This is a genomic window from Streptomyces blattellae (genome assembly GCF_009709555.1).
Taxonomy (GTDB): domain Bacteria; phylum Actinomycetota; class Actinomycetes; order Streptomycetales; family Streptomycetaceae; genus Streptomyces; species Streptomyces blattellae.
Genome location: NZ_WJBG01000142.1, coordinates 20,560 through 45,095 on the forward strand (window position 1 = coordinate 20,560; position 24,536 = coordinate 45,095).

18 protein-coding genes are annotated in these 24,536 nt (G+C 69.8%); 11 read left to right on the top strand and 7 right to left on the bottom strand.

Translation table 11 applies throughout. From position 1 onward, the window contains the following. Positions 1 to 66 precede the first annotated feature (66 nt). The 4 genes from GFH49_RS15300 (at position 67) to GFH49_RS15315 (ending at position 4,307) form a co-directional block, all read left to right on the top strand. On the top strand, positions 67 to 645 hold the full coding sequence (locus GFH49_RS15300; protein WP_155056429.1) for a TerD family protein: 579 nt from the start codon (positions 67 to 69) through the stop codon (positions 643 to 645). 50 nt (positions 646 to 695) lie between these two features. Further along, entirely contained in the window at positions 696 to 2,657 is a 1,962-nt protein-coding gene (locus GFH49_RS15305; RefSeq protein WP_155056430.1) for a TerD family protein, read from the top strand. Between the two features lie 223 nt (positions 2,658 to 2,880). Further along, positions 2,881 to 3,882 (top strand): TerC/Alx family metal homeostasis membrane protein, encoded by a 1,002-nt coding sequence (locus GFH49_RS15310; RefSeq protein ID WP_196217999.1) that lies wholly within the window; start codon positions 2,881 to 2,883, stop codon positions 3,880 to 3,882. 128 nt (positions 3,883 to 4,010) lie between these two features. Then, positions 4,011 to 4,307, top strand: coding sequence for a hypothetical protein (locus GFH49_RS15315; RefSeq protein ID WP_155056432.1), 297 nt, complete (start codon positions 4,011 to 4,013; stop codon positions 4,305 to 4,307). A 182-nt stretch (positions 4,308 to 4,489) separates the two neighbouring features. Here the strand turns inward: GFH49_RS15315 and GFH49_RS15320 are convergent, their stop codons facing one another. Together GFH49_RS15320 and GFH49_RS15325 are read right to left on the bottom strand one after the other, a co-directional pair. After that, complete coding sequence (locus GFH49_RS15320) at positions 4,490 to 5,761, bottom strand: MFS transporter (RefSeq protein ID WP_230396308.1); 1,272 nt, start codon at positions 5,759 to 5,761, stop codon at positions 4,490 to 4,492. A 95-nt stretch (positions 5,762 to 5,856) separates the two neighbouring features. Continuing rightward, positions 5,857 to 6,903: a S66 family peptidase gene (locus GFH49_RS15325; RefSeq protein WP_155056434.1), complete on the bottom strand. Its 1,047-nt coding sequence runs from the start codon at positions 6,901 to 6,903 to the stop codon at positions 5,857 to 5,859. A gap of 104 nt (positions 6,904 to 7,007) precedes the next feature. Here GFH49_RS15325 and aroQ point away from each other — a divergent pair, with 104 nt between their 5' ends. After that, entirely contained in the window at positions 7,008 to 7,481 is a 474-nt protein-coding gene (gene aroQ, locus GFH49_RS15330) for a type II 3-dehydroquinate dehydratase (RefSeq protein WP_155056435.1), read from the top strand. Between the two features lie 361 nt (positions 7,482 to 7,842). On the opposite strand, the gene GFH49_RS15335 is transcribed toward aroQ, so the two are convergent. Continuing rightward, complete coding sequence (locus GFH49_RS15335; RefSeq protein WP_155056436.1) at positions 7,843 to 8,499, bottom strand: MBL fold metallo-hydrolase; 657 nt, start codon at positions 8,497 to 8,499, stop codon at positions 7,843 to 7,845. A gap of 46 nt (positions 8,500 to 8,545) precedes the next feature. Then, positions 8,546 to 9,232 (bottom strand): maleylpyruvate isomerase family mycothiol-dependent enzyme, encoded by a 687-nt coding sequence (locus tag GFH49_RS15340; RefSeq protein ID WP_155056437.1) that lies wholly within the window; start codon positions 9,230 to 9,232, stop codon positions 8,546 to 8,548. 224 nt (positions 9,233 to 9,456) lie between these two features. Between GFH49_RS15340 and uvrA the strand changes: the two genes are divergently transcribed. Further along, complete coding sequence (gene uvrA, locus GFH49_RS15345) at positions 9,457 to 12,483, top strand: excinuclease ABC subunit UvrA (RefSeq protein ID WP_155056438.1); 3,027 nt, start codon at positions 9,457 to 9,459, stop codon at positions 12,481 to 12,483. 72 nt (positions 12,484 to 12,555) lie between these two features. Here uvrA and GFH49_RS15350 read toward each other — a convergent pair whose 3' ends face one another. From GFH49_RS15350 to GFH49_RS15360, 3 genes are all read right to left on the bottom strand, one after another. Next, complete coding sequence (locus GFH49_RS15350) at positions 12,556 to 13,467, bottom strand: carbohydrate kinase family protein (protein ID WP_155056439.1); 912 nt, start codon at positions 13,465 to 13,467, stop codon at positions 12,556 to 12,558. Then, positions 13,464 to 14,516, bottom strand: coding sequence for a LacI family DNA-binding transcriptional regulator (locus GFH49_RS15355; protein WP_155056440.1), 1,053 nt, complete (start codon positions 14,514 to 14,516; stop codon positions 13,464 to 13,466). The genes GFH49_RS15350 and GFH49_RS15355 overlap by 4 nt, the downstream gene beginning before the upstream one ends. A 165-nt stretch (positions 14,517 to 14,681) precedes the next feature. Continuing rightward, positions 14,682 to 15,629, bottom strand: coding sequence for a hypothetical protein (locus GFH49_RS15360; RefSeq protein ID WP_155056441.1), 948 nt, complete (start codon positions 15,627 to 15,629; stop codon positions 14,682 to 14,684). A gap of 644 nt (positions 15,630 to 16,273) precedes the next feature. Between GFH49_RS15360 and uvrC the strand changes: the two genes are divergently transcribed. From uvrC to GFH49_RS15385, 5 genes are all read left to right on the top strand, one after another. Then, positions 16,274 to 18,316 (top strand): excinuclease ABC subunit UvrC, encoded by a 2,043-nt coding sequence (gene uvrC, locus GFH49_RS15365; protein ID WP_155056442.1) that lies wholly within the window; start codon positions 16,274 to 16,276, stop codon positions 18,314 to 18,316. Next, complete coding sequence (gene rapZ / locus GFH49_RS15370) at positions 18,313 to 19,311, top strand: RNase adapter RapZ (RefSeq protein WP_155056443.1); 999 nt, start codon at positions 18,313 to 18,315, stop codon at positions 19,309 to 19,311. Before uvrC ends, rapZ begins: the two co-directional genes overlap by 4 nt. Next, positions 19,308 to 20,375, top strand: a complete 1,068-nt coding sequence (locus GFH49_RS15375; protein ID WP_155056444.1) for a gluconeogenesis factor YvcK family protein — start codon at positions 19,308 to 19,310, stop codon at positions 20,373 to 20,375. The genes rapZ and GFH49_RS15375 overlap by 4 nt, the downstream gene beginning before the upstream one ends. Beyond that, the gene (gene whiA / locus GFH49_RS15380) at positions 20,366 to 21,349 is read left to right on the top strand and encodes a DNA-binding protein WhiA (protein WP_155056445.1); all 984 of its coding nucleotides are present in this window, start codon (positions 20,366 to 20,368) and stop codon (positions 21,347 to 21,349) included. Before GFH49_RS15375 ends, whiA begins: the two co-directional genes overlap by 10 nt. 150 nt (positions 21,350 to 21,499) lie before the next feature. Next, positions 21,500 to 24,448, top strand: coding sequence for a M14 family metallopeptidase (locus tag GFH49_RS15385; protein ID WP_155056446.1), 2,949 nt, complete (start codon positions 21,500 to 21,502; stop codon positions 24,446 to 24,448). Positions 24,449 to 24,536 lie beyond the last annotated feature (88 nt).

The window sequence follows — 24,536 nt, forward strand, 5'->3', positions numbered from 1 at the left end:
GCGTAGGGTTCACGTCATCCGCGGACTCCGCGGCAACAGGGGACAGCTCGAGAGGGGAATCAGCGCGTGACCGTCAATATGACCAAGGGTCAGGCCATCAGTCTGCAGAAGAACGACGGTGGCAGCCTGACTGCGGTGCGCATGGGTCTCGGCTGGCAGGCGGCTCCCCGGCGCGGCCTGTTCGGCTCGCGCACCCGGGAGATCGACCTCGATGCCTCCGCCGTGCTGTTCGCGGACAAACAGCCGGTCGACGTCGTCTTCTTCCGCCACCTGGTGAGCGATGACGGCTCGGTGCGGCACACCGGTGACAACCTGGTCGGCGGTGTCGGCCAGGGCGGCGACGACGAGGCGATCCTCGTCGACCTGGCCCGCATCCCGGTCCACATCGACCAGATCGTCTTCACCGTGAACTCCTTCACGGGCCAGACCTTCCAGGAAGTGCAGAACGCGTTCTGCCGCCTGGTCGACGAGAGCAACGGCCAGGAGCTCGCCCGGTACACACTCGCCGGTGGCGGCGCCTACACGGCCCAGATCATGGCGAAGGTGCACCGTACGGGCCCGGGCTGGACGATGACGGCTCTGGGTACCCCGGCCAACGGCCGCACCTTCCAGGACCTGATGCCGGCGATCCTGCCGCACCTGTAAAGCGCTCGGCGGGGCGGCACACGACATCACGAAGCACAGGGGGAGCAGGCATGACGGCCGAGTTGGTGCGGGGGCAGAACCACCCGCTCTCCCAGGCCCGCATCGAGATCCGGGTCTCGGCCGGCAAGCCGATCGTCGCCGGAGCAACGCTCAGCGACGAGCACGGCAAGGTGCAGGGCGTCGAGTGGGTGGCCCACCCGGGCACACCCACCCTGCCTGGCCTGGAGGTCTCCCGGCAGGCCGCCGCCGACCACCGCCTCGCGGTGGACCTCGGCGCCATGCCGGAGGCCGTGCACCGGGTCAGTGTGCTGCTCGCCCTGCCCTCCGCGGCGGGTGGCCCGGTCCAGTTCGGCGCCGTCGCCGCCCCCTTCGTAGCCGTCACCGGCCTCGACGGCACGGAGATCGCCAGCTACACCATCACCGGCCTGAAGGCCGAGTCGGCCGTCGTCGCCTTGGAGCTGTACCGCAGACAGGGCGCCTGGAAGGTGCGTGCGGTCGGCCAGGGGTATGCCGGCGGCCTCGCCGAGCTGCTCGCCGACCAGGGCCTGCCCCAGGCCCACCAGCTCGCCGGAGGGATCAACGAGGCGGTGGCCCAGGGCATGGCCCGCTCGGTGCAGGCGCCGCGCACCCCGGACGGCGACCGCTCCCGGCAGGCGGCCGCACCAGCCTTCGGCCCGGACCAGACCGGCTCTCCGTACGGCGCTCAGGGCGCCGCGGAGCCCCGGCCTGGCTATCCCACCGGATCGGTGGACCCCTCGGCCGTCGCCCAGCCGTCCGGGTCCGGCGCCGGCGGCCCGATCGACTACAGCCATCCACGCCGGCGGAACGCGGCTCCGCCCCCGCCACCGCCGACCGCACCCGCGGCCCAGCCGGGGCAGCCCGCCCGGCCCGTCGCGGGCGACGCGACCGGCTGGTCCATGGAAGAGCGGCTCTACAACCAGGTCTGGGGCATCTTCGAGGACCTGGCCCGCACCACGGCCGCCTATCGCAGCGCCGTCGACTTCGCCGACTCGCGGATGGAGAAGGAACTCGACCAGGTCCTGTCCGACCCGCGCAGCAGGATCGGGGGCCAGGGTGACGCCGCCCGGGAGGCGGCACGGGCAAAGCACACCCAGCTCGTCGACCGGGCCAGGACAGCCCTCGACCGGGACCTCGCCCAGCTCACCGCCGAGGTCGAAGTCGTCGAGCCGGCGCTGCCTCTGGCGTTCGCCCGCTGGGACAATCCCGTGTGGCACGGCTACCGGGTGCCGATGGAGATTCCCATGGCCCTGCGCCTCGGCGACCTGCGTCTGCCCGAGTGTCCCGAGTTGCGCATACCGATGCTGGTCCGGCTGCCGCTGGAGCGGGGCCTGTGGATCGACAGCGGACGGGCCGGATCGCTCGACGGTGGGTACAACGACTCGCATGACCTGCGGCAGCTGGCCATGGAGACAGCGGTGGCGCATGCAGCCCGGCTGCTCGCCGTCTACCCGGCGGGTGAGTTCACCGTGCACGCCATCGACCCCGCGGGTTCGGGTGCACAGGCGCTCGCGCCGCTCGTACAGACCGGCGTGCTCGCCGCGCCGCCTGCCATCGGGGCGGCCGGTGTGTCGGAGGTCCTCGTACGGCTCACTCAGCGCGTCGACCTGGTGCAGATGGCGGTGCGCGGCGGCGCGGCCGACTCGCTCCCGCCCGGCCTCGATACCTCCGAGCAGCTGCTCATCGTCAACGACTTCCCGCACGGCTTCGATGACCGGGCCGTGACCCAGCTGCGCTACCTCGCGGACGAGGGTCCGGCCGTCGGGGTCCATCTGATGATGGTCGCGGACCGCGAGGAGGCCGCTGCTTACGGCCCGTTGCTCGACCCGCTGTGGCGTTCGCTGATGCGACTCACCCCGGTGCCCGACGACCACCTCGCCGACCCGTGGGTCGGCCATGCGTGGACGTATGAGCCGTGCCTTGTGCCGCACGGCAGCCAGGTGCTCCAGCAGGTGCTCACCCAAGTCGCCATGGCCCGCACCAAGCTCAGGTAAAGCCTCACTGACCAGGGTTTTTGGCCTTTCTTTTGCCAAGCGCTTTACCGTTCCTTGGTGATTGGGGTACTGTTTTCCGTGCGGAGGGGAGTACTCCCTGTCTACTGCGGCGTACCCGTCAATACGGATCAGGCCAGATCCCGGGGCGTCGGCCCATTTGGGTGGAAGAGACCTCCGGCAGCGACGACGCTGACATTTGCCGTTACGTACTGCCGGAGGCGCAGTGGATGTTTCCGTGACCCTGTGGGTCCTGACGATCTTGGGGCTTGCCGCCCTGATCGCGGTCGACTTCTTCATCGGCCGCAAGCCGCACGACGTATCCATCAAGGAAGCCGGAATCTGGACGATCGTCTGGATCGCCCTCGCCGGCCTCTTCGGGCTCGGTCTGCTCGTCTTCAGCGGCGGACAACCCGCCGGTGAGTTCTTCGCCGGATTCATCACCGAGAAGTCGCTGAGCGTCGACAACCTCTTCGTGTTCGTCCTGATCATGGCGAAGTTCGCCGTGCCCTCGCAGTACCAGCAGCGGGTGCTGCTCGTCGGCGTGCTCATAGCCCTGGTACTGCGCGCGATATTCATCGCCGCGGGCGCCGCGATCATCGCCAGCTTCGCGTGGGTGTTCTACATCTTCGGTGCCTTCCTGATCTGGACCGCCTGGAAGCTCATCCAGGAGGCCCGGGCCGACGAGGAGGATGAGGAGTTCGAGGAGAACAAGCTCCTCAAGGCCGCCGAGCGCCGCTTCGGTGTGGCCGACCGCTACCACGGCACCAAGCTGTGGATCCGGCAGAACGGCAAGCGGGTCATGACCCCGATGCTGGTCGTGATGCTCGCCATCGGCTCCACCGATGTCCTGTTCGCACTCGACTCGATCCCCGCGATCTTCGGCCTGACCCAGGACCCGTACATCGTCTTCACTGCCAACGCGTTCGCACTGATGGGTCTGAGGCAGCTGTACTTCCTGATCGGCGGTCTGCTGAAGAAGCTGGTCCACCTCAGCTACGGCCTGTCGATCATCCTCGGCTTCATCGGCGTCAAGCTGGTGCTGCACGCACTGCACGAGTCCGGGGTGCATGTCCCCGAGATCTCCATTCCGGTGTCGCTCGGCGTGATCTGCTCGGTGCTCATCGTGACCACGATCACCAGTCTGCGGGCGTCGAAGAAGCAGGCGGCGGCCGACGAGGCGCAGAAGGAGACCGAAGGCGCTCCGAAGGCCGACATCGAAGCCTGACCGCTTCGGACGTAGAAACACCATCACCGGGAGCGGCGCGCGGCGAATTGCCGGGCACCGCTCCCGGTGCTTGTTTTGGTCGTGAGCGCGTTCCTCGGCCCGGGGACGCCGCGTCCGGCTGGAGGCCCATGAAGTTCGTGCAGATCATCGACTTCGAGACCGAGCGTCTTGAGGAAATGGAGCAGCAACTCCAGCAGTTCGTCCAGCACAACGCGGGCAAGGGCGGCGGCCTAATACACCGCATCCTCCTGAGGGACCGCGACAACCCCGGCCGCTACCTCGCCCTGCTCAAGTTCGACTCGTACGACGAGGCCATGCGCAACAGCGAAGACCCCGAGACGACCAAGTTGGCGGAACAACTGGGCGCGTCGAGCATCGGTGAACGCACCAACTGCGACGTGCTGGACATGAGCGAGCTCAAGTAGGCAGAGCGCTCGCTAGGCTCTGACCGCCGTGCCGGGACGGGCCACGCCACTCCAAGGAGGGGTCCATCTGGTGCTGTTCGCGGCGTACTTGGAGCCGGCGATCAATCCATGAGGCGGATTCATTGACTCCACCCGCGTAATCGCTTGCGTAAGCGCTTACGCAAGCGATTACGCGTCAGCTTTCATCCCGTCGCAGCCTCCGTCGCCACCACCCGCACCGGGCGGGTCTCCGGAAGCAGCGCGAAGCACCCCAGGCTGAGCAGCGAAATCCCCGTCAGATACGCGGCCACACCCCACGGCACACGGCCGCTCTGCTCGGCCAGCGCGGTCGCCACGATCGGTGTGAGCGCGCCGCCGAGGACCCCGCCGAGGTTGTAGCCCACCGCGGCGCCGGTGCAGCGCACCCGTGGCTCGTACAGCTCCGGCAGATACGCGGCGATCACGGCGAACATCGTGATGAACGCCAGCATCGCCCCCAGGAAGCCGAGGAACATCAGCAGCGGCGCCCCCGTCGCGAGCAGCGCGACCATCGGGAACATCCACAGGGCGGCGGCAGCGCACCCCGCCAGGCACAGGGGCCGCCGGCCGCAGCGGTCGCCCAGCAGCGCCGCCACCGGTGTGAGGGCCCCCTTCACCACCACCGCGGCCATGATGCAGGTCAGCATGACGGTTCGGCTCACCCCGAGTCGCTCGGTCGCATAGGCGAGCGACCAGGTCGTCACGGCGTAGAAGATCGCGTACCCCACCGCGAGCGCACCGGCGGTCAGCAGGACGAGCCGCCAGTGGTCGCGCACCACCTCCGCGATCGGCACGCGCGCGTGGTCGTCGATTCCGAGGAAGCTGGGGCTCTCGGTGAGGGAGGAACGCAGCCACAGCCCCGCCACGGCGAGCACCCCGGCCGCCCAGAACGGCACCCGCCACCCCCAGCTCGCGAACTGCGTGTCGGTCAGCGTCGCCGACAGCGCCAGCATCACGCCATTGGCGAGTAGGAAGCCCAGCGCGGGCCCGACCTGCGGAAAGCTCGACCAGAGCCCGCGCCGTTCGGCGGGCGCGTGCTCCGCCGTCAGCAACACGGCCCCGCCCCACTCCCCGCCGAGCCCGAGCCCCTGCAGAAACCGCAGGACGAGGAGCAGCACGGGAGCGGCCACACCGATCGTGTCGTACGTCGGCACGCAGCCGACCGCGACCGTTGAGGCGCCGGTGAGGAGCAGCGACACGACCAGGACCGGACGTCTGCCGTGCCGGTCCCCGACGTGCCCGAACAGCACCGAGCCGAGCGGCCGGGCGATGAAGCCCACGCCGAACGTTCCGAACGCGGCCAGTGTCCCCGCCACCGGTGAGAACGTCGGGAAGAACAATGGCCCCAGGACCAGCGCCGCTGCGGTCCCGTAGACGAAGAAGTCGTAGAACTCGATGGCCGTCCCGGCGAGTGAGGCGGTCGCGAGCCGCAGCATGGAAGGTGCCCTTACGGTGCGTACGTCTTGCATGTCGCGTCAACTACCCACGGTGATCAACGGTTACGGGAGCGCGCGGGGGCGCGGGACGTGCGTCAGTACGTCACCGTGATGCGCCGGGCCGGGCCGTCGACGCGGATCGTGCCTCCATAGGGGATGACGAGTTGGGGATCGGTGTGCCCGAAGTCCACATCGAAGATGACCGGGATATCGGGGGCGTACACCTCCAGCGCGCGCACTACGGCCTCGCGCTGCCCGGCCGCGTAACGCGTGGCCTCTTCGGGGCTGTTGGGGCGCTCGAACGACCAGGTCTTGGGGCGGCCCATCAGGAGCGCGCCGAACCGCTGGAGCAGCCCGCGCTCGCCCATGTTCCGCAGCGTGCGGAAGACCTCGTCGCTGCTCGGCAACTCCTCCGAGGTCTCCAGCAACAGCACTCCGCCGTCGTACTCCGTGAGGTCGTGCGAGATCTCCCGGTCGGCCATCAGCAGCATGCCGAGGATCTCCAGGCAGCCGCCCCAACTGCGGCCCTCGACCACCTGGTCGGCGTTTCGCCAGGTCCATCCGGTGCCCGGCCGGGTCTCCGGTTCCGCGTCGAAGGTCGCCGGATCGGCCCAGTCCCGGTCGATGTCCCGCCAGTGCTCGGCGGGCCGCAGCACGTACTCGCCCGAGGTGAACAGCGCCGCCCGCAGGGAGTCGGCGGTCTGCGGATGCATGGCGCCGGGACGGCCCAGCTCGACCATCACGGATGCGCCGTGGTAAGCCACTATTCCCGTGTTGCGCAGATACGCGAGCAGGTTCGTGTTGTCGCTCATCCCGAAAAACGGCTTCGGGTTCGCCCGTATCAACTCCCGGTCCAGCAGCGGCAGCACGGTGATCTGGTCATCCCCGCCGATGGACGCGATGACCGCCTTGATGTCCGGGTCGGCGAAGGCCGCGTGGATGTCGGCGGCGCGCTCCTGAGGCGTCGAGCCCGTCCTTCGGGTCGCCGGGTACTCGACCGGTTCGAGGCCGAACTCCTTGCGCAGCCGTTCCAGACCCAGTTCGTAAGGGCGCGGGAAGAGCCCGGGGAGACCCGCGGACGGCGAGATCACGGCGATAAGGTCACCGGGTGACGGCTTGGGCGCGTACGAGATCGTCGTCATCCGGGGAGGGTACGACCGGTCGCGCTGTCGGTGCACCGTGATAAACCGGGTCTGAGCAGCGATCCTCCACGGATCGCCCCACCCGCGACGGACCCGGAGGAACCGTGCCCCGCACCCTGGCCAACGCCCCGATCATGATCCTCAACGGCCCCAACCTGAACCTCCTCGGTCAGCGCCAGCCGAAGATCTACGGCTCCGACACGCTTGCCGACATCGAGGCGATGTGCGCCAAGGCAGCGGCAGCGCATGGCGGCACGGTGGACTTCCGGCAGTCCAACCACGAGGGTGAGCTGGTCGACTGGATCCACGAGGCGCGGTTGAACCACTGCGGCATCGTGATCAACCCCGGCGCCTACTCACACACATCGGTAGCGATTCTGGACGCACTCAACGCGTGCGACGGAATGCCCGTGTTGGAGGTCCACATCTCCAACATCCACCAGCGCGAGTCGTTCCGGCACCACTCGTATGTCTCCCTGCGTGCCAACGGGGTCATCGCGGGGTGCGGGGTCCAGGGGTACGTGTTCGGCGTGGAGCGGGTCGCCGCGCTCGTGGGCGCGGCACGGGCCGAGGCGTAAGTCCCGTCAGCCTGGCGACCGCCCCTTACCGCCGCCCGCTTTCACGATCCGCGTCACCCACTGTGAGGCATACGCCGGGGCCGCCGGCCGAGGGCGGGGATCGAAGGACCGGCGGCCCGTGCCACGCAGGAGCCGTCATCCTGTGTGGGGCTGCTTCCAGTTGACCGCGCAACCACATACGCCGGGAGCGTGCGCATGGCTCCGGCACGTGTGAAAGGTTCACACGGGGCGCGTGTGCGGGACGCCGGCGCGGGGTGTGTGGGAGCGGCTTGTGCGCGCGACGCGCTACGAGGTGAGCGCCGGGTGCGCGCTCACCTCTCCCATGGCCACCTCTCCCGTTCCGGGCTCACCACCCCCGCTCTCACCAGCCGCGCGCGTGCCACTCCGGAAGATGCGGTCGCTCCGCGCCCAGGGTCGTGTCGTTGCCGTGCCCCGGGTAGACCCAGGTCTCGTCCGGGAGGGCGTCGAAGATCTTCGTCTCGACGTCGTGGATCAGGCTGGCGAACGCCTTCGGGTCCTTGCGGGTGTTGCCCACACCCCCCGGGAAGAGGCAGTCGCCGGTGAAGACGTGGGGATGTCCGTGCGGGTCGTCGTAGACGAGGGCGATGGAGCCCGGTGTGTGTCCGACCAGGTGGCGTGCGGTGAGTTCCACGCGCCCCACCCGGATGGTGTCGCCGTCGTCGACCAGGACGTCGGTCGGCACGGGGATTCCGTCGGCGTCGTTCCGGCCGGCGTGGGTGCGTGCGCCGGTGGCCGCGACGACTGCTGCGAGTGCCTGCCAGTGGTCCCCGTGCTGATGCGTGGTGACGACGGACGCGATGCCGTCGTCGCCGATCATGCCGATCAGCGTCTCCGCGTCGTTGGCGGCGTCGATCAGCAGCTGCTCGTCCGTGGCCCGGCAGCGCAGCAGATAGCAGTTGTTGTCCATCGGACCGACCGCGATCTTGGTGATCATCAGGTCCTTCAGCTCGTGCACGTCCGCCGGGCCGCCGACCGTCACCTCTCCGCTGTACGTCATGGCGGCAGCCTATAGCGGGCAGGTGTCCCGAGAACCGGCCACGCCCCTACAGCGAAGGCAGCGCAGGCAGTGGACCACCGCCCGCGGTCAGCCCGGAGCCGTCCCGGCGCCCGGCGAGCCAGCCGAGCAGGTCGGGCCGGCTCCCCGTGACGGTGATGTCCGGGGCACCGGCCCCCCGGCCCGTGCTCCACGCGCGCGTGCCGTCCGTGATGCGGGTGGGCGGCACGTCGGGGTGGCCCGTGAACCGCGCCGCGAGGAAGTCGACCGCCCGCTCGACGAATTCCTCCGGCAGATCCTCCAGCTCGTACCCGATCCCGAGGTCGACATGGTGCAGATCCACCTCCATCCACCGCCGGAACGGCACCCGGGACGCCGAGTCGGTCACCCCGCCCCGCAGTTCCACCGTGCGCGACCAGTCCGCGGGCGCGGCCCCCGCCTCCTGGAAGCGAGCGGCGGTGTCGCGTACGTCGGCGAGCTGGATGTCGAGGGGGCGCGGGGCGTCGCGCTCGATGTCGGCGTCCCGGGCCTCGCCGGAGACGTACATGGGCCGGCCCTCAAGGACGTTCACGAGGGCGTCCGCATTGCGGGCGAGGTGGGCGAGTACATGGCCACGGGTCCAGCGGGGGAGCAGTGACGGCTCGGTCAGTGCCGCGTCGTCCAGCTTGGCGGCTGCGGTGAGCAGCCGCTCCGTCGCGTCACGTACAGACACCAGGTCACGAGCGTGATCAATCATGGTGCTGACCCTAGCTCCGCCACACCTTTGGGTGAAGGTGGTGAACGGGTGCCGTAAATCGAATGCCCGTGCTATATCGTCGGGAGCGGTGTCGGGCATGCTGGATGGCTCGGCATTGTTATGCCTTCGGGAATCCGACCCGGCGTTGTCAGTGGCTCCCCCTAGTCTGAGAAAGCACGGGGGCCTCGCCCCTGTCACTTCTCTCAAGAAAGGTGCGGACCGGCGTGGCCGACCGTCTCATCGTCCGTGGCGCGCGCGAGCACAATCTCAAGAATGTCTCGCTCGACCTGCCACGCGACTCGCTCATCGTCTTCACGGGCCTGTCGGGGTCGGGCAAGTCCTCGCTGGCCTTCGACACCATCTTCGCGGAGGGCCAGCGGCGGTATGTGGAGTCGCTGTCCTCGTACGCCCGCCAGTTCCTCGGGCAGATGGACAAGCCGGACGTCGACTTCATCGAGGGCCTGTCCCCGGCCGTCTCCATCGACCAGAAGTCGACCTCGCGCAACCCGCGCTCCACGGTCGGCACCATCACCGAGGTCTACGACTACCTGCGCCTGCTCTTCGCCCGCATCGGCAAGCCGCACTGTCCCGAGTGCGGCCGCCCGATCTCGCGGCAGTCGCCGCAGGCCATCGTCGACAAGGTCCTGGAGCTGCCGGAGGGGAGCCGCTTCCAGGTGCTGTCGCCGCTGGTGCGCGAGCGCAAGGGCGAGTTCGTCGACCTCTTCGCAGATCTCCAGACCAAGGGCTACTCCCGCGCGCGGGTGGACGGCGAGACCATCCAGCTCTCCAGCCCGCCCACGCTGAAGAAGCAGGAGAAGCACACCATCGAGGTGGTCGTCGACCGACTCACGGTGAAGGACTCCGCCAAGCGCCGCCTCACCGACTCCGTCGAGACCGCCCTCGGCCTCTCCGGCGGCATGGTCGTGCTCGACTTCGTCGACCTCCCCGAGGACGACCCCGAGCGCGAGCGCATGTACTCGGAGCACCTCTACTGCGCATACGACGATCTGTCCTTCGAGGAGCTGGAGCCCCGCTCCTTCTCCTTCAACTCGCCCTTCGGCGCCTGCCCCGAGTGCACCGGCATCGGCACGCGCATGGAGGTCGACGCCGAGCTGATCGTCCCGGACGAGGACAAGTCCCTCGACGAGGGCGCCATCCACCCCTGGTCGCACGGCCACACCAAGGACTACTTCGGCCGCCTGACCGGCGCCCTCGCGAATGCGTTGGGATTCCGGACGGACATCCCCTTCGCGGGGCTCCCGCAGCGTGCCAGGAAGGCCCTGCTGTACGGCCACAAGACGCAGATCGAGGTCCGGTACCGGAACAGGTACGGCCGCGAGCGCGTGTACACGACGCCCTTCGAAGGCGCCGTCCCCTTCGTCAAGCGCCGGCACAGCGAGGCCGAGAGCGACGCCAGCCGCGAGCGCTTCGAGGGCTATATGCGCGAGGTGCCCTGTCCCACCTGCGAGGGCACGCGCCTGAAGCCGATCGTCCTAGCGGTCACGATCATGGAGAAGTCGATCGCGGAGGTCTCCGCGATGTCCATCAGCGACTGCGCCGAATTCCTGGGCGAGCTGAAGCTCAGCGCGCGCGACAAGAAGATCGCCGAGCGCGTACTGAAGGAGGTCAACGAGCGGCTGAGATTCCTGGTCGACGTCGGCCTCGACTACCTCTCGCTGAACCGCGCGGCCGGCACGCTCTCCGGCGGCGAGGCCCAGCGCATCCGGCTGGCCACCCAGATCGGCTCCGGCCTCGTCGGCGTCCTGTACGTCCTCGACGAGCCGTCCATCGGCCTGCACCAGCGCGACAACCACCGGCTCATCGAGACCCTGGTGCGGCTGCGCGACATGGGCAACACGCTCATCGTCGTCGAGCACGACGAGGACACCATCAAGGTCGCCGACTGGGTCGTCGACATCGGCCCCGGCGCAGGTGAGCACGGCGGCAAGGTCGTGCACAGCGGTTCCCTGAAGGGGCTGCTCGACAACGCCGAGTCGCAGACGGGGCAGTACCTGTCCGGCAGGAAGTCCATCCCGCTGCCCGACATCCGGCGTCCGCACGACCCCACGCGCCGGCTCACGGTGCACGGCGCCCGCGAGAACAACCTCCAGGACATCGACGTCTCGTTCCCGCTCGGCGTGTTCACCGCCGTCACGGGCGTGTCCGGCTCCGGCAAGTCGACGCTGGTCAACGACATCCTGTACACCCACCTGGCCCGTGAACTGAACGGCGCGCGGAGCGTTCCGGGGCGGCACACGCGCGTGGACGGCGACGACCTCGTCGACAAGGTCGTACACGTCGACCAGTCGCCCATCGGCCGTACGCCGCGGTCGAACCCGGCGACGTACACCGGTGTCTTCGACCACATCCGCAAGCTGTTCGCCGAGACGACCGAGGCGAAGGTCCGCGGCTACATGCCGGGCCGCTTCTCCTTCAACGTCAAGGGCGGTCGCTGCGAGAACTGCGCGGGCGACGGCACGATCAAGATCGAGATGAACTTCCTCCCGGACGTGTACGTCCCGTGCGAGGTCTGCCACGGCGCCCGCTACAACCGGGAGACCCTGGAGGTCCACTACAAGGGCAAGTCCATCGCCGAGGTCCTGAACATGCCGATCGAGGAGGCCCTGCACTTCTTCGAGGCCGTCCCCGCGATCGCCCGCCACCTCAGGACGCTGCACGACGTCGGTCTCGGGTACGTCCGTCTCGGCCAGTCCGCGACCACCCTGTCCGGCGGTGAGGCCCAGCGCGTGAAGCTCGCCAGCGAACTCCAGAAGCGCTCCACCGGACGCACGGTCTACGTCCTGGACGAGCCGACGACCGGTCTGCACTTCGAGGACATCAGCAAGCTGCTGGCGGTGCTGGGCGGCCTGGTCGACAAGGGCAACACCGTCATCGTCATCGAGCACAACCTCGACGTGATCAAGACGGCCGACTGGGTTGTCGACATGGGCCCCGAGGGCGGAGCGGGCGGCGGCCTCGTGGTCGCCGAGGGCACGCCCGAGGAGGTCGCCGGAGTTCCCACCAGCCACACGGGCAAGTTCCTGCAGGAGATCCTCGGCGCCGACCGCATCAGCGACGCGGCCGACGTCAAGGCCCCGCGCAGCACGGCCCAGAAGACGGTCGCGGCCAAGTCGACGGCGAAGAAGACGGCCACGGCCAGGACTGCCAACAACACGGCGACCAAGAAGGCGGCCGGCGCCAGCAAGAAGGCCGCGCCCGCGAAGAAGACGACGCGGGCCCGCAAGGCCTGAGCCGGTCCGCCCGAGAGCTGGTGCCGCCGCGCACGGAAACCCTGCGTGGCGGCACCCCACCGGAAGCATCGGCTACAGATCATCCAGCTCAGAGGCGTACGGCGGCTCCGCCCCCGCCCGTGAGCAGGTGATCGCCGCTGCCCGCGCAGCGAACCGCAGCAGCCGGGTCCAGCCCTCGGCACCCAGCTCCGTCAGCGCCTCCGGAGACAGGGCGTCCCACGCGGACAGGCCGTGCAACAGGGCCGCGTTCACGGTGTCACCGGCGCCGATCGTGTCGACGACGTCGACCGCCTCGCCCGGCACGGAATGCACCGCGCCGTCCCGGGTGAAGGCGGTCAGTCCGTCGCCGCCCTGCGTGATCACGACCGCCGAGGGTCCCGCGGACAGCCACTCGCGCGGAGTGCCGCCCAGCCACAGGGCGTCCTCCTCGGAGAGCTTGACCAGGGACACCGACGGCAGCCAGCTCTTGAAGCGAGCGCGGTAGGCGTCCGCATCAGGGATCAGTCCGGCGCGGATGTTCGGGTCGAGCACGGTGAACACGCCTTGCGCGGACGCGGTGCGCATCAGCCCCTCGTACGCGGTCGCACCTGGTTCCAGGACGAGCGAGCAGGTGCCGAAGGACACCGCGCGGACCGATTCGGAAAGCCGGTCGGGCGCGCTGAAGAGCCGGTCGGCAGTGCCCTCGACGTAGAAGGAGTAGGCGGCGGAGCCGTTCCCGTCGATCGTGGCGACCGCGAGGGTGGTCGGTTCGGCGCCGCGCTGCACGGCCGACACGTCCACGCCCGCCTGCCGGAGCCCGTCGAGCAGCGCCTCGCCGAAGGCGTCGTGCGATGTCCGGGAGCAGAAGGCCGTGGGAGAGCCGAGACGGCCGAGGGCGACCGCCGTGTTGTACGGTCCGCCGCCGAGTGCCGGCTTCAGGCCCGCGAGGGCGCCCCGGCCCTGCGGTACCAGGTCGATCAGGGCCTCACCGGCGACGACGATCACGAGTCGGTTCCTCTCTCGGGCGTGCGGGGCTGTACGGGCTGCTCGGCGCAGCCGCACGACGTGCGGTGGACGAAAGTGCAGTCGAGCCGAACGGTCCGGGCGGGCCGGTCCGGCGAGGTGAGGCGGTCCAGCAGCACCCGGACCGCCTCGGCCCCGATCTCCCTGCTGGGCTGCGCGATCGCGGTGAGCCGGGGCGAGAACAGGTCCGCCCAGGCGAAGTCGTCGAAGCAGCACAGGGCGATGTCGTCGGGCACGGACCGGCCGTGTTTGCGCAGCGCGCGCAGGGCGCCGAGCGTCATCGCGTTGTTGGCGGTGACCAGCGCGCTGGGTGGTGCGCCGAGGGACAGCAGGGCAGCGGTGGCCCGCTCGGCGCCCTTCGACTGCGAGTCGCCGTGCACGACGAGGCGTTCGTCGTACGGCAGCCCGGCGGCGGCGAGGCCGTGCCGGTAGCCGGTGATCCGCTCGGCGGTGGTGCTGAGCCCGGGCAGGCCCGCGACCAGGCCGATACGCCGGTGGCCCAGCTCGGCGAGATGGCTGACCAACTGCGTCGTCGGTGCCGCACTCTCGGCGCAGACCTGGTCGAAGCGTGGCGCCCCGCCGGTGTCGACCACCCGGTCGAGGAGCACGGTCGGTACGGCGTGCCGGTCGAGGTACGCGAGGAGTTCACGCGGATCCGCGGAGGGGGCGATGATCATGCCGTCCACGCGTCGCTCGTGCAGGAGTTGGGCGACCTTGCGCTCGTGCCCGGGGTCGTCGTGCGGGTCGGCGATGAGCAGGCCGTAGCCGTGCTCCAGGGCGCCGGCTTCGACACCCTGGAGGATCTCCGTGAAGTACGGGTTACTGATCGCCGACACCGCGAGCCCGATCGAGCGCGTGCGGGACGTGACCAGCGAGCGGGCGAGGGTGTTCGGCGTGTAGCCGAGCTCCTCCATGGCATCCAGGACTGCCTGACGGGTGTGGGGCAGCACCGGGCGGGTGTCGTTCAGCACGTGCGACACGGTCGCCACGGACACGCCGGCGCTCCGGGCGACATCGGCCATGGTCGGCACTTGCCGTTCCCCTTCCTCGGGCCCGCGCAAGCCCTCCGACCGGGAAGGTATCCCATCCGGCAGTAGACGTAAACGCTTGCGCAAGCGTTTACGTCTAGGTCTGCCGTTCGGACGGGATACCGGCTTGACCTGGCTGAACCGGAGTCGGCCCGCGGCCTCGCCCCGTCACTTCCAGTCCCACCCGATCCCCACTGTCCCCGTCCGCAGTCGCGGCTCGACGATGTGCACCGAGTGGTGCCGTCCGCTGAGCGTCAGCTCCTGGCGGCTGCTGCGCGGTGCGGCCGGCGAGTGCTGGTGGAACCGGTGGCAGCGCACGGGAAGGGCGTGTTCGTCGAAGCGCACCTGGAGGGCGTACTGGCCGCCCGCGGGCCCGGACCCGCGAACGTACTCGCGGGACACGCCGGCGGTGCCGTCCTCGACGCCGTACCGGAAGAGGAAGGTGTCGCCGACCCGCAGCCGGGCGTCGAAGAGCAGCTCGGCCACGAGCACACCCGTGGCGTGATCCCAACGGACGCGTCCCGTGCGGCAGTTCTCAAGGGCGTGCACGGCCACACGCTCCGGAGCGCATCCTTCGTCGCCGTGGTGGACGGCGAAGAAGCGGTCGACGCCGTCCCGGTGGGCGCGCACGATGTGGTGCGACTCGCGGCCCTGGAGTTCGCGGTGCGCCCCGATCCGTATCCGCTCGTGGTGGCCGAGGGCATGCAGCCCGCCGTCGGGCGGCGAGTCGAGGTCGGCCAGCAGCCGTTCCAGGACGCCCGAGGCCTCGACGCAGGCGCGGTAGGAGCGACCGGCGGGCCGCTGCGCGGCGCAGGTTTCGTCGGTGTCGGAGAGCAGCCGGATCAGGGACTCCTCCGGCAGCCCGAGAATCTCCTCCAGTGCCCGTACGGCCCGTAGCGACTCGGGGCGCTGCGGGCGCCGTGCTCCCTGCTGCCAGTAACTCAGGCTCGTCACACCGACTTTGACGCCGTAGCGGGACAGATGGTGCTGCACGCGCTGCAGCGGCAGTGCACGGGCGGCGATCGCGGCGCGCAGCGCGACGTGGAACGGGCCGCCTCGCAGGGCCGTGTCCAGTTCGGCGGCGGCGACGTCCGCGGCTTGGGTGGCGTGCGGCATGCAGGGGCCTTTCTGTCGATGTTCAACGGCTGGTCAGGCCGTTCGCGCGGGTTGTCAGGGGCCACCCCCGTCGGCGCCGGGGAAGTCTTCACATCCGTGCGCCTGCGTTCAACGCCCTGAGTTCCCCCGCATTGAAGCGTGTCGACCAGGCCCCGACAACACCTGATGCGGAACGGACGGCGCACTCCCGGCCGTGCCGTCGTCCACGAGGTCAAGCCGGCACGTCGGATACGGCGTGGTGGGCCGGGCGGGTGACGCGTAACGGCACCTGGAACTGATCGCCGAGCGCGGACCCGACCTCGGGATAGTCGATATGACGATGCCGCCGGACACCCCACCGCGGGCCTGAAGGCGGCCCGCAAGATCCGCGGGCGCTCCCCCGGCACCGGCATCGTCGTCGTGTCGGCGCGTGCCGCTGTCGACGCTGTTCTCCGCCCGGCGCCACCACGACCCGCTGTCCCGCCTCAGCGTCACCGGGCACCGTCGAAAGCACGTCCGTCCCCAGCGTCCGGAGCAGGCTGAACGTCCAGCAGGGCACCGACTTCCCCCCGCCGTGTCCTCGCCGTCCTGACCTTTTTCGAGGCTTGGTGGGCGTTATCCACAGGCTCGTCGCTCTGTCACCCCTCGCCAGTAGGGTGTGAAACATGGCCGACCCCTCCAGCTACCGCCCCAAGCCGGGACAGATCCCCGACTCTCCCGGGGTGTACAGGTTCCGTGACGAGCACCGCCGGGTGATCTACGTCGGAAAGGCGAAGAGCCTGCGCCAGCGCCTGGCGAACTACTTCCAGGACCTGGCGGGCCTGCACCCCCGCACCCGCACCATGGTCACCACGGCCGCGTCCGTGGAGTGGACCGTGGTGTCCACGGAGGTCGAGGCACTGCAGCTGGAGTACTCCTGGATCAAGGAGTACGACCCCCGGTTCAACGTCAAGTACCGAGACGACAAGAGCTACCCGTACCTCGCCGTGACGATGAACGAGGAGTTCCCGCGTGTGCAGGTGATGCGCGGCCACAAGAAGAAGGGCGTGCGCTACTTCGGGCCGTACGCGCACGCATGGGCGATCCGCGACACCGTCGACCTCCTGCTGCGCGTCTTCCCCGTGCGCACCTGCTCGGCCGGCGTCTTCAAGAACGCCGCCCGCACCGGCCGCCCCTGCCTGCTCGGCTACATCGGCAAGTGCTCCGCGCCCTGCGTCGGCCGGGTCTCCGCCGCGGAGCACCGCGAACTCGCCGAGGAGTTCAGCGACTTCATGGCCGGCCGCACGGGCACGTACCTGCGCCGTCTGGAGAAGCAGATGACGGTGGCGGCCGAGGAGATGGAGTACGAGCGGGCGGCCCGCCTGCGCGACGACATCGAGGCCCTGAAGAAGGCCATGGAGAAGAACGCGGTCGTGCTCGCCGACGCGACCGACGCCGACCTCATCGCGGTCGCCGAGGACGAGCTGGAAGCGGCCGTGCAGATCTTCCACGTCCGCGGCGGACGCGTGCGCGGCCAGCGCGGCTGGGTGACCGACAAGGTCGAGGAGATCACCACCGGCGCCCTGGTGGAGCACGCCCTCCAGCAGCTCTACGGGGAGGAGACGGGAGACGCGGTCCCCAAGGAGGTCCTCGTCCCGGCGCTGCCCGACCCGGTCGGACCGGTCCAGCAGTGGCTCACCGACCGCCGCGGCTCGATCGTCTCCCTGCGCATCCCGCAGCGCGGCGACAAGAAGGCCCTCATGGAGACGGTGCAGCGCAACGCCCAGCAGGCACTCGCCCTGCACAAGACCAAGCGCGCCTCCGACCTCACCACCCGCTCGCGCGCCCTGGAGGAGATCGCCGAGGCCCTCGACCTGGACAGCGCCCCGCTGCGGATCGAGTGCTACGACATCTCGCACCTCCAGGGCGACGACGTCGTGGCCTCCATGGTCGTCTTCGAGGACGGCCTCCAGCGCAAGAGCGAGTACCGCCGCTTCCAGATCAAGGGCTTCGAGGGCCAGGACGACGTCCGCTCCATGCACGAGGTGATCACCCGCCGCTTCAGGCGGTACCTCGCAGAGAAGGAGAAGACGGGGGAGTGGAGCGAGGAGGACGGTCTCGTCGAGGAGAACGGACGGCCCAAGCGCTTCGCCTACCCGCCGCAGCTCGTCGTCGTCGACGGCGGCCGGCCGCAGGTCGCGGCCGCCCAGCGGGCCCTGGAGGAGCTGGGCATCGACGACATCGCCGTGTGCGGGCTGGCCAAGCGCCTGGAGGAGGTGTGGGTGCCCGACGAGGACGACCCCGTCGTGCTGCCCCGCACCAGCGAGGGCCTCTATCTGCTCCAGCGGGTCCGGGACGAGGCCCACCGTTTCGCGATCACCTATCAGCGCACCAAGCGTGCCAAGCGCTTCCGGTCGAGCCCCCTGGACGATGTGCCGGGACTCGGGGAGACACGCAAACAGGCATTGATCAAGCACTTCGGGTCGGTGAAAAAGTTGCGATCCGCGACAATTGGCCAGATCTGCGAGGTTCCGGGCATAGGTCGTAAGACGGCCGAGACCATCGCCGTGGCCTTCGCCCAGGCGGCCTCGGCGGCACCCGCTGTGAACACGGCGACCGGAGAGATCATGGACGACATGGAAGACGGGGCGTCCGAGACGACGGCGGGCACCCCGGGGGAGCCCGTGTCCGCGGGCACCCCGGACGAGCGACGGGGGATGGAGAGATGAGCGAGCAGGAAAAGCAACCCACAGCCCAGCGAGATCAAGCGCACAAGGAAGCACGGGAAGATCAGCAGCCCACGCCGCAGGACAACGGAGAGCAAGTGAGTACGGGCATCGACACGGCCGGGGCCCCCGACGCGGCCATCCCCGAACTGGTGATCATCTCCGGCATGTCCGGGGCCGGCCGCTCGACGGCCGCCAAGTGTCTGGAGGACCTCGGCTGGTTCGTCGTGGACAACCTCCCACCCGCGCTGATCCCCACCATGGTGGAGCTCGGCGCCCGCTCTCAGGGAAACGTCGCGCGGATCGCGGTCGTCGTCGACGTCCGCGGCAGGCGCTTCTTCGACAACCTCCGCGAGTCCCTCGCCGACCTGGAGACCAAGCACGTCACACGCCGGATCGTCTTCCTGGAGTCCTCCGACGACGCCCTGGTCCGCCGCTTCGAGTCGGTGCGCCGCCCGCACCCCCTCCAGGGCGACGGCCGCATCGTCGACGGCATCGCCGCCGAACGTGAGCTGCTGCGCGAGCTGCGCGGCGACGCCGACCTGGTGATCGACACCTCCAGCCTCAACGTGCACGAGCTGCGCGCCAAGATGGACGCCCAGTTCGCCGGCGAGGAGGAGCCGGAGCTGCGGGCCACCGTCATGTCCTTCGGCTTCAAGTACGGCCTCCCGGTCGACGCCGACCTGGTCGCGGACATGCGCTTCCTGCCCAATCCGCACTGGGTCCCGGAGCTGCGCCCGTACACCGGCACCCACGAGGAGGTCGCCGCCTACGTCTTCAACCAGCCCGGCGCCAAGGAGTTCCTCGACCGGTACGCCGAGTTGCTGCGGCTGATCGCGGCCGGGTACCGCCGTGAGGGCAAGCGCTACGTGACCATCGCCATCGGCTGCACCGGCGGCAAGCACCGCTCGGTCGCCATGTCGGAGAAGCTCGCCGCGCGTCTCGCGGCCGAGGGTGTGGAGACAGTGGTCGTACACCGGGACATGGGACGGGAATGACAGGACGTACTCCGCGGCTGAGCAGGCTGCGCCGGGCCGTGCCCGAGGCCCGGGCCGGCCGGCCCGCCGAGGCACGCGGCGGCCGTGCGCGCCGCCGCGGCACGCAGCCCAAGGTCGTCGCCCTCGGCGGCGGCATGGGCCTGTCCGCCTCGCTCGCCGCACTGCGCCGGATCACCGGCGACCTCACCGCCGTCGTCACGGTGGCCGACGACGGCGGCTCCAGCGGGCGCCTGCGCGAGGAACTGGGCGTGCTGCCGCCCGGCGACCTGCGCAAGGCGCTGGCCGCACTGTGCGGGGACGACGACTGGGGCCAGACCTGGTCCCGCGTCATCCAGCACCGCTTCCAGTCCAAGGGCGACCTGCACGACCACGCGGTCGGCAATCTGCTGATCGTCGCCCTCTGGGAACAGCTCGGCGACCATGTCCAGGCCCTCGACCTGGTCGGCAGGCTGCTGGGCGCGCACGGCCGTGTGCTGCCCATGTCCGCCGTACCGCTGGAACTCCAGGCCCTGGTCAAGGGCCACGCCCCCGACCGGCCCGAGGACATCGACACCGTCCGCGGCCAGGCCACCGTCGCACTCACCCCCGGAGAGGTGCAGTCCGTGCACCTCGTACCGCACGACCCGCCCGCCGTCCCCGAGGCCGTCGAGGCGGTCCTCGACGCGGACTGGGTGGTGCTCGGCCCCGGTTCCTGGTTCTCCTCGGTCATCCCGCATCTGCTCGTGCCCGAGTTGCTGGACGCCCTCACGCAGACGAAGGCACGCCGGGTACTCTCCCTGAACCTCGCCCCGCAGCCCGGAGAAACCGAGGGCTTCTCCCCGCAGCGTCATTTGGAGGTTTTGGGACGACACGCCCCTAAACTCGCCCTGGACGTGGTGCTGGCCGACGAGGCCGCCGTGCCCGACCGCGGTTTACTCACCGAGGCCGCCAAGCGGCTCGGTGCGGCGGTCGAGCTGGCGCCGGTGGCCCGGAGGGACGGGAGCCCCAGGCATGACCCGGAGCTGCTGGCCGCCGCGTACGACCGTATTTTTCGGATGCATGGAAGGATCGGCCCATGGCGATGACGGCAGCGGTGAAGGATGAGATCTCCCGGCTCCCCGTCACCCGGACCTGCTGCAGGAAGGCGGAGGTCTCCGCCGTTCTGCGGTTCGCCGGCGGCCTCCACCTGGTGAGCGGGCGCATCGTGATCGAGGCGGAGCTGGACACCGCGATGGCGGCCCGCCGGCTCAAGCGGGACATCCTGGAGATCTTCGGCCACAGCTCCGAGCTGATCGTGATGGCGCCCGGCGGGCTGCGCCGCGGTTCGCGCTACGTCGTGCGGGTCGTCGCCGGCGGTGACCAGCTGGCCCGGCAGACCGGCCTGGTCGACGGCCGTGGCCGCCCGATCCGCGGCCTGCCCCCGCAGGTGGTCTCGGGGGCCACCTGCGACGCCGAGGCGGCCTGGCGCGGCGCCTTCCTCGCCCATGGCTCACTGACCGAGCCCGGCCGCTCCTCCTCCCTCGAAGTGACCTGCCCGGGGCCCGAGGCCGCGCTCGCCCTGGTCGGCGCCGCCCGTCGGCTGTCGATCGCCGCCAAGGCCCGCGAGGTACGCGGCGTCGACCGGGTCGTCGTCCGTGACGGCGACGCCATCGGCGCCCTGCTGACCCGGCTCGGCGCCCATGAGTCCGTGCTGGCCTGGGAGGAGCGCCGGATGCGCCGCGAGGTCCGCGCCACGGCGAATCGGCTCGCCAACTTCGACGACGCCAACCTGCGCCGCTCCGCGCGCGCGGCCGTCGCCGCCGGCGCCCGCGTCCAGCGCGCTCTGGAGATCCTCGGCGACGATGTGCCCGAGCACCTCGCGGCGGCCGGCCGGCTGCGCATGGAGCACAAGCAGGCATCCCTTGAGGAACTCGGCGCGCTCGCCGACCCTCCGCTGACCAAGGACGCCGTGGCGGGCCGTATCCGCCGTCTGCTCGCGATGGCGGACAAGCGTGCCCAGGACCTCGGCATCCCGGGCACGGAGTCCAGCCTCACGGAGGAGATGGCCGACGCGGGCTGACCGGACGCGCTCGCAACACGCCGGTGCCGACGCCTGACCGGGCGTCGGCACCGGCGTGTTGCACGTCCTTGAGGCGCCCTTGACTCGATCATGGATTGTCATGAGCCTGGCACCTGATCGCTGCTGTGGCGACCATTGCTAGGGGGGTTCATGAGACGCAGAGCGAGATCGATCCTCGCTGTCGGCACGCTCCTGATCGGCGGAGCGAGTATCGCACCCATCGCACAGGCACAGAGCGGTACTCCGTCCTCCGGCGGGGACGAGGTCAAGGTATTCCGCGCCGACGTCACCAAGGAGCAGGTACCCCTGCTGCTGGCCGCCGGACAGGACGGCCACGAACTCGGCGAGCAGGTGCCCGACAAGGGCACGGCCACCGTCGAGGTCTATCTCACCGACCAACAGGCCGACAGGCTTGGGAAGCAGGGCGTCGACCTCACCGAGCACACGCTCTCCGGCAAGGCCGAGGACCGCGTCGAGGCCGCGGCCGAGGGCGTGTTCCGCCCGTACGGCGGAGACGGGGGACTGCAGCAGGAGATCCTCGCCACCGCGCAGGCCAACCCAAACCTGACCAAGGTCGTCTCCATCGGCAAGACGGTCAACGGCCAGGACATCCTGGCGCTGAAGCTCACCAAGAACGCCAAGAAGACGAAGGACGGCGCCAAGCCCTCCGTCCTCTACATGTCCAATCAGCACGCTCGCGAATGGATCACGCCGGAGATGACCCGGCGGCTGATGCACCACTACGTGGACAACTACGCCACCGACAAGCGCATCAAGAAGATCGTCGACTCGACCGAGCTGTGGTTCGTCCTCTCGGCCAACCCGGACGGCTACGACTACACCTTCGAGAACTCCGACAACCGCCTGTGGCGCAAGAACCTGCGGGACGTCAACGGCGACGGAGTCATCAGTACCGGCGACGGCGTCGATCTCAATCGCAACTTCGCCTACAAGTGGGGCTACGACGACGAGGGTTCGTCCCCCGATCCCACCAGCCAGACCTACCGCGGCGCGGCCCCCGGCTCCGAGCCCGAGACCCGGGCGCTGGACGCCTTCGAGAAGCGGATCGGATTCGAGTACGGCATCAACTACCACTCCGCAGCCGAACTCCTCCTCTACGGCGTCGGCTGGCAGGTCGCCACCCCCACCCCGGACGACGTCGTCTACGAAACCCTCGCCGGCACCCCGGAGAACTCCGCGATCCCCGGCTACCACCCGCAGGTCTCCTCGGAGCTGTACGTCACCAACGGCGAGGCCGACGGCCACGCGGCGAACGTCAACGGCATGGCGATGTTCACCCCCGAGATGTCGACCTGCGAGACCGCCTCGAACGTGAACCCCGACGACCAGTGGAACCCGGACGACTGCCAGTCGATCTTCACCTTCCCGGACGACGAGACGCTGATCCAGCAGGAGTTCGCGAAGAACATCCCCTTCGCGCTCTCCGTCGCCGAGTCCGCCGCGCACCCCGACCAGCCGTCGTCCTCGGTCGGCCTGAAGGCCGCCGACTTCACGCCGGCGCCGTTCACGACGTCGTACTCCCGCGGCGCCGACCAGGAAATCTCCGTCGTCGCACGGAAGTCGTTGCGCGACAAGGAACTCAAGTACCGCGTCAACGGCGGCCGTACATGGGACAACGCGCTGCGGCCCTGGAAGGGCGGTGAGACGTACGGCGGTGAGGACAATATCCACTTCGACGAGTACCGGGCCAAGGTCCAGAACGGCGAACCCGGCGACAAGGTCGAGGTCTGGTTCACCGGCGAGACCAGGAGCGGAAAGCCCGTCTCCAGCGAGCACTTCACCTACACGATCGCCGAACGGCCCAGAGCCGACACGCTGGTGGTCGCCGAAGAGGGCGCGGCCGCCACGCAGGCGAAGACCTACGTCGACGCGCTGAAGGCCAACGGCCGCAGGGCGACCGTCTGGGACGTCGCCACACAGGGCCCGCCCGACGCGCTCGGCGTGCTGAGCCACTTCGACACGGTCGTCCACTACACGGGCGCGGGCGTCCCCGGCAACGCCACCCAGCTCCAGCTGCGCGCCTACCTGAACGAGGGCGGCAAGCTGATCGAGGCGGGCGAGCAGGCCGGCGGCTCCGTCGACCTCGGCGGCACCCTGTCGAACGACTTCAGTCAGTACTACCTGGGCGCCTACACCCGTACGCCCCTGCCGGACGCCACGTCCTTCGAGGGCTCGGGTCCGCTTGCGGGCGCCGGCACACCGCTGGGCGGCGCTCCCGGCAACCCGCTGAACGCGGCCGGGTCGTACAGCGTCACCTCCGACACGCTGCCCGTGGACAGCTACCCGCAGTTCGAGAGCACGGGAGCGGGTGCCTACCCCGGCACCGTCAACCCGTTCGGCCCGTACGAAGGCGCCTCCATGGCGGCCGTCACGCACAGCGACTACGCCTGGAACCGCCTCACCCGCACCATCGACCTCACCTCGGTGAGTGCGTCCGAAAAGCCGACTCTCCGCACCAGGCTGCTGTGGGACACCGAGGAGGCCTATGACCACGTCCTCCTGGAGGCGCGCACATCCGGTGCCGACGACTGGACCACGCTGCCGGAGGCAGGGGGCGCGACCAGTACCGCGGTGCCCGCCGAGTGCGGCGCCGGGTACTTCATCCAGGCGCATCCCGCCCTCAAGAGGTATCTGACCCTCGCCGGAGGGGCCTGCACGCCCACCGGCACGTCCGGTTCCTGGAACAGCCTCACCGGGGCGTCGGACGGCTGGCAGGAGGTCTCGTTCGACCTCTCCGCGTACGCCGGCAAGACGGTCGAGGTCTCCCTCAGCTACGTGTCCGACTCCAGCGTCGGTGGCCGCGGCGTCCTCGCCGACAACGCGTCCGTCGTGGTCGGCGGCGACGCGGCCCAGACCGAGGGCTTCGAGACGTCGCTCGGTGCCTGGAGCACCCCCGGACCGCCCGCGGGCAGTCCCGCGGTGGTCAAGGACTGGGGACGCACGGGCGAGTTGTTCAAGACGTACGGGGCTGTCGCCACGGACGACACCGTGCTGCTGGGCTTCGGCCTGGAGCACGTCGCCGCGCCCATCGGCCGTACGATCCTGATCGGCAAGGCGTTGGAGGCGATCGAGGGGTGAATCTGCCGGTCAATGTTGACCGGCACCTCGTAGCGAAATCGAGTGATCTGTGAGGGATCACGCCGCTCTGCCGAGGCGGTCCGTACCC

Coding starts and splice junctions, on each gene's coding strand:
- GFH49_RS15305 (WP_155056430.1), top strand. CDS start 696: ATGACGGCCGAGTTGGTGCGGGGGCAGAACCACCCGCTCTCCCAGGCC.
- GFH49_RS15315 (WP_155056432.1), top strand. CDS start 4,011: ATGAAGTTCGTGCAGATCATCGACTTCGAGACCGAGCGTCTTGAGGAA.
- GFH49_RS15320 (WP_230396308.1), bottom strand. CDS start 5,761: ATGCTGCGGCTCGCGACCGCCTCACTCGCCGGGACGGCCATCGAGTTC.
- GFH49_RS15325 (WP_155056434.1), bottom strand. CDS start 6,903: ATGACGACGATCTCGTACGCGCCCAAGCCGTCACCCGGTGACCTTATC.
- GFH49_RS15335 (WP_155056436.1), bottom strand. CDS start 8,499: ATGACGTACAGCGGAGAGGTGACGGTCGGCGGCCCGGCGGACGTGCAC.
- GFH49_RS15340 (WP_155056437.1), bottom strand. CDS start 9,232: ATGATTGATCACGCTCGTGACCTGGTGTCTGTACGTGACGCGACGGAG.
- GFH49_RS15360 (WP_155056441.1), bottom strand. CDS start 15,629: ATGCCGCACGCCACCCAAGCCGCGGACGTCGCCGCCGCCGAACTGGAC.
- uvrC (WP_155056442.1), top strand. CDS start 16,274: ATGGCCGACCCCTCCAGCTACCGCCCCAAGCCGGGACAGATCCCCGAC.
- rapZ (WP_155056443.1), top strand. CDS start 18,313: ATGAGCGAGCAGGAAAAGCAACCCACAGCCCAGCGAGATCAAGCGCAC.
- GFH49_RS15375 (WP_155056444.1), top strand. CDS start 19,308: ATGACAGGACGTACTCCGCGGCTGAGCAGGCTGCGCCGGGCCGTGCCC.
- whiA (WP_155056445.1), top strand. CDS start 20,366: ATGGCGATGACGGCAGCGGTGAAGGATGAGATCTCCCGGCTCCCCGTC.
- GFH49_RS15385 (WP_155056446.1), top strand. CDS start 21,500: ATGAGACGCAGAGCGAGATCGATCCTCGCTGTCGGCACGCTCCTGATC.